Source organism: Nonomuraea corallina (assembly GCF_027620315.1).
Lineage (GTDB): Bacteria > Actinomycetota > Actinomycetes > Streptosporangiales > Streptosporangiaceae > Nonomuraea > Nonomuraea corallina.
In genome coordinates, this window is the sequence record NZ_JAPNNL010000302.1 from 1 (window position 1) to 4,068 (window position 4,068).

A 4,068-nucleotide genomic window follows, 5' to 3' on the forward strand; every position below is an offset into this window, starting at 1 on the left:
GCGCTGGTCGGGCATGCTCAGGGACAGCTCGGTCAGGCCCAGGGCCAGGTGGTCCAGGCTGTCCTTGATCCACGGCAGGCGGAGAGGATCGTCACTGTCCAGCGCGGCCGTCCGCTGCTCGCTCGTCTCCCCGTACAGCAGGCTGACGGCGACGCGGACCCGGGAGGCCGCGGGGTCGTCGCCGAACGCGTGGCCGGGCAGCACGCCGATGCCGTACCTGTCGAGCAGCGTCCGCGCGACCTCCGCCGAACCGCTGAACCCCAGGTGGCCCAGGTCGGGATAGAGGTAGAAGCCGCCCTGCGGGGCCGGCACGGACCCGCCGATCGCGACGAACCGGTCGCGGACCGCGCGCGCGACCGCGCCGTGCAGGCGGCTGCTGCGCGCGATGCGCTCGGCCAGCTCGGGCGGGTCGGTGAAGGCGTACGCGGCCGCCTCCTGCACCGGCGCGGCCGGCGCTGACCAGATCTCGCTGGCCACCGCGAGCAGCCGCGCGCGCAGGTCGTCCGCGCCGTCGGGGAGCCTGGCCACGCCGATCCGCCAGCCGCCCAGGGCCAGGCTCTTGCTGAGCCCCGTGGTGACCAGCGTGCGCTCGGGCGCGAGGTCGGCCGGCGAGGTGTACGCCAGGTCGGGATCGTGCAGCAGGTCGCGGTAGATCTCGTCGGAGATGATGTACAGGTCCAGCTCGCGGGCGACCTCCACCAGGCGGCCGATGGTCCGCGGCGGCGCGAGCAGCCCCGTGGGGTTGTCGGGCAGCGTCACCAGCACCGAGCGCACGGTCCTGCCCCGCGCGCGGGCCTCGCGCACCGCCTCGGCCACCCGGCCGGGGTCAGGCACGCCGCCTCCGCCCGGGGGAGCGGGCACCAGGATCGGGCTGGAGCCGATCAGGTCGGCCTGCGCGGCGTAGCTGACCCAGCTGGGCATGGGCAGGACGACGTCACCGCCGATCGCCAGCAGCAGTCCGTACAGCAGCGACTTGCTGCCGGGGCCGCAGACGACCAGGTCGGGGTCGGTGACGAGCCCTCGCCGGGTCCAGTAGCCCGCCGCCGCGGCGCGGAGCTCGGCCGTCCCGGCGACGGGGCCGTAGCCGTTGCGGTCGGAGGCGGCGACCAGCTTCCCGCGCAGCGCCGGGTGCACGGGCAGACCGGCCTCACCGAAGGCCAGGTTCAGCACGCGTTGACCGGCGCGCCGTCTCCGCTCGATGTCCTCGTTCGCCGCCAGAGTGGCGGAAAGTGTCACTGCCATGTTTGTCACGTTCCCAGGGTGGTTGGATGAAGGCATCAGTACAAGCGAGGCTTGTTGTGGGTAGGCATAAGGAAGTCCGATGCTTGATTTGCGGCGCCTGGTGTTGATCAGCGAGTTCGCCCGCCGGGGCAGCATCGCCGCGGCCGCCGAGTCCCTCGGCTACAGCCCGTCGGCGGTCTCCCAGCAGCTTGCGACGCTGGAACGGGAGACGGGCACCGCCCTCATCGACCGGACGGCGCGAAGTGCGGAACTGACCGACGCCGGTCGGCGGCTCGTGGCCCACGCGGAACGCATCCTTTCGATGGTGGAAGAGGCGGAATCGGACCTTTCGGCCCACGCGGGCAGCCCCGCCGGGCGTGTCGTGGTCACCGCCTTCCCCACAGCGGCGGTGGCATTCGCCCCGGCGCTCGCCCGCTCGCTCCGCCGCCACACCGAACTCACGCTCCGCCTGCGGCAGAGCAGGTCCGGCCGGGGGATGCGGGAGGTGCAGTCGGGCGAGGTGGACATCGCGCTGATCGACGACTGGTACGGGCGCGCCGCCGACAGCGACAACCTGCGCGTCTTCCCGCTGCTGTCCGACCCGCTCGTGCTCGTGGTGCCGCGCAGGCACCGGCTCGCCGACCCCGAGGTGCCTCTCGACCTGCGCGAACTGCGGGACGAGCCGTGGATGGCCACCCCTGACGGTGAGCCGTCCCGGCTGGCCACGGACCGGCTGCTGGTGGACGTCGGCGGCCCCAAGCCGGTCCCGTGGGAGTTCGAGGGCCTGGGGACCATCCTGTCCCTGGTGGCCAAGGGCATCGGCATCGCGGCCGTGCCCGCGCTCGCCCTGGCGGCCGGGGTGCGCGGGCTGGCGGTGCGCCGCTTCCCCGGCGACCCGGTGGGCCGCGAGGTGCTCGCCGTGGCCCGCGCCTCCAGCGTCAACCGGCCCTCGGTCTCGGTGACGCTGCGCGCGGTGCACGTCGCCGCCCGCCTGATCGCCGCCGACCTCGCCCCCGTACGCCTCGCGGCCCGGTAGCGTTCTGGGCCATGCCGCCCTCGTACGCGATCGAGCACCTGCTGCTGTCCCAGCCGAGCGTCCGCACGGTCGCGGGCGTGGACGAGGTGGGCCGGGGCGCCTGGGCCGGCCCGGTCACCGTGTGCGCCGTGGTGGCGGGCGACGGCGAGCCGCCCGGCTGGCTGACCGACTCCAAGCGGCTCTCCGTGGCCAGGCGTGAGACCGTGGCGGCGGAGCTGCGGGCGTGGGCGGCGGGCGTCGGGTTCGGGGAGGCGTCCCACCTGGAGATCGACGAGCTGGGCATGACCGAGGCGCTGCGCCGGGCGGCCAGGCGTGCCCTGGACGCGCTCCCGGTCAGGCCGGACGCGGTCATCCTCGACGGCAAGCACGACTACATCGGCCCGCCCTGGCGGGTGCGGCTGGAGGTGCGGGGCGACGCGGCCAGCGTGTCGGTGGCCGCCGCGTCGGTCCTGGCCAAGGTGCGCAGGGACGCGCACATGGCCGGCCTCGGGTGCGGGGATCGCGCTCGCGCGGGTCATGAGTGCGGGGATCGCGGGTTCGCGGAGTACGGGTTCGCGGAGAACGCCGGTTACCCGTCGCCGCGGCACCAGGATGCGCTGGCCAGGCTCGGCCCGACGCCCTACCACCGGCTCTCCTGGTCCTACCTCGACGACCTGCCCGCGTGGCGGCACCTGAAGCGACACCGGGATCCCGCTGTGGGGGAAGGCCAGGTCAGCCTCTTCGGATGACATCATCGGAGGGGTGCGCATCGGCGTCTTCCTCATCGCGGCCGGCTTCCCCGGCCGGGAGCCGGGGCGGGTCCTGGCCGACACCGTCGAGCTGATCGTGGCCGCGGAGCGGGCCGGGTTCGACGAGGCGTGGATCGCCGAGCACCACTTCATGTCCTACGGCCTGTGCCCGTCGCCCACCACGCTGGCCGCGGTCGCGGCCGGCCGGACCTCCCGCATCGGGCTCGGCACGGCGGTGAGCGTGCTGTCCACCCAGCACCCGATCGCGCTGGCCGAGCAGGCGGCCATGCTGCACCACCTGTCGGGCGGCCGGTTCACGCTGGGGGTCGGCAGGGGCGGCCCGTGGGTGGACGTGGAGGTGTTCGGCACCGGGCTGGCGCGGTTCGAGCGCGGCTTCCCCGAGTCGCTGGATCTGCTGGTCACCGCCCTGTCGGGCGGTCCGGTCAAGGCCGAAGGGGAGTTCTTCGCCTTCCGCGAGGTGAGCGTGGTGCCGCCCGCGCGGATGCGGCCGGTCGTGGCCTGCACCTCCGCCGGCACCGCCGCGCTGGCGGCCGACCGGGGCCTGCCGATGCTGCTCGGCCTGCACGTCGGCGACGCGGAGAAGGCCGCCATGGTGCGCGGCTACGCCGTACGCGCCGGAGGGGCCGTCCCCGGACACGTGGCGGCGGCGGTGGCGCACGTCGCCGACAGCACCGCCGAGGCGGTCGGTGAGCTGAGCCGGGCGATGCCGGCCTGGCTGGAGCCGGGGCTCGCCGGCTACGTCGCGGTGGACGGCCGGCCGCGCCCGCCCAGGGACGTGGGCGCGTACGTGGACCTGCTGACCCGCATCCACCCGGTCGGCTCGGCCGACCTGTGCGCCGAACGGCTGGCCCGCACGGCGCGGGAGACTGGCATCCAGCGGTTCCTGCTCATGGTCGAGGGCGCGGGGGACCCCGAGCGGGTGCTGGAGAACGTGCGACGGCTGGGCGCGGAGGTGCTGCCCCGCCTCCGGTAGGGGCCCCCCCCCCCCCCGGGGGGCGGCCGCCCCCGCGCGGGGGGCCCCCCCCCCCCCGCCACCAGGTCCGAGCCCAGCGCCGCCACCAT

Annotated in this window: 4 protein-coding genes; 3 read left to right on the forward strand and 1 reads right to left on the reverse strand. The window is 75.1% G+C overall.

What is annotated here, in order from left to right; all coding sequences use genetic code 11:
* Positions 1 to 1,242, reverse strand: a 1,242-nt coding sequence (locus OUY22_RS35950; RefSeq protein WP_270159786.1) for a pyridoxal phosphate-dependent aminotransferase, incomplete at its 3' end; no start/stop codon positions are given.
* A gap of 79 nt (positions 1,243 to 1,321) precedes the next feature.
* Between OUY22_RS35950 and OUY22_RS35955 the strand changes: the two genes are divergently transcribed.
* From OUY22_RS35955 to OUY22_RS35965, 3 genes are read left to right on the forward strand one after another with little or no spacing between them, the layout of a single operon-like run.
* Positions 1,322 to 2,257, forward strand: a complete 936-nt coding sequence (locus tag OUY22_RS35955) for a LysR family transcriptional regulator (RefSeq protein WP_270159787.1) — start codon at positions 1,322 to 1,324, stop codon at positions 2,255 to 2,257.
* Between the two features lie 11 nt (positions 2,258 to 2,268).
* Complete coding sequence (locus OUY22_RS35960; RefSeq protein ID WP_270159788.1) at positions 2,269 to 2,985, forward strand: ribonuclease HII; 717 nt, start codon at positions 2,269 to 2,271, stop codon at positions 2,983 to 2,985.
* A gap of 13 nt (positions 2,986 to 2,998) precedes the next feature.
* Positions 2,999 to 3,979, forward strand: a complete 981-nt coding sequence (locus tag OUY22_RS35965) for an LLM class flavin-dependent oxidoreductase (protein ID WP_270159789.1) — start codon at positions 2,999 to 3,001, stop codon at positions 3,977 to 3,979.
* Positions 3,980 to 4,068 lie beyond the last annotated feature (89 nt).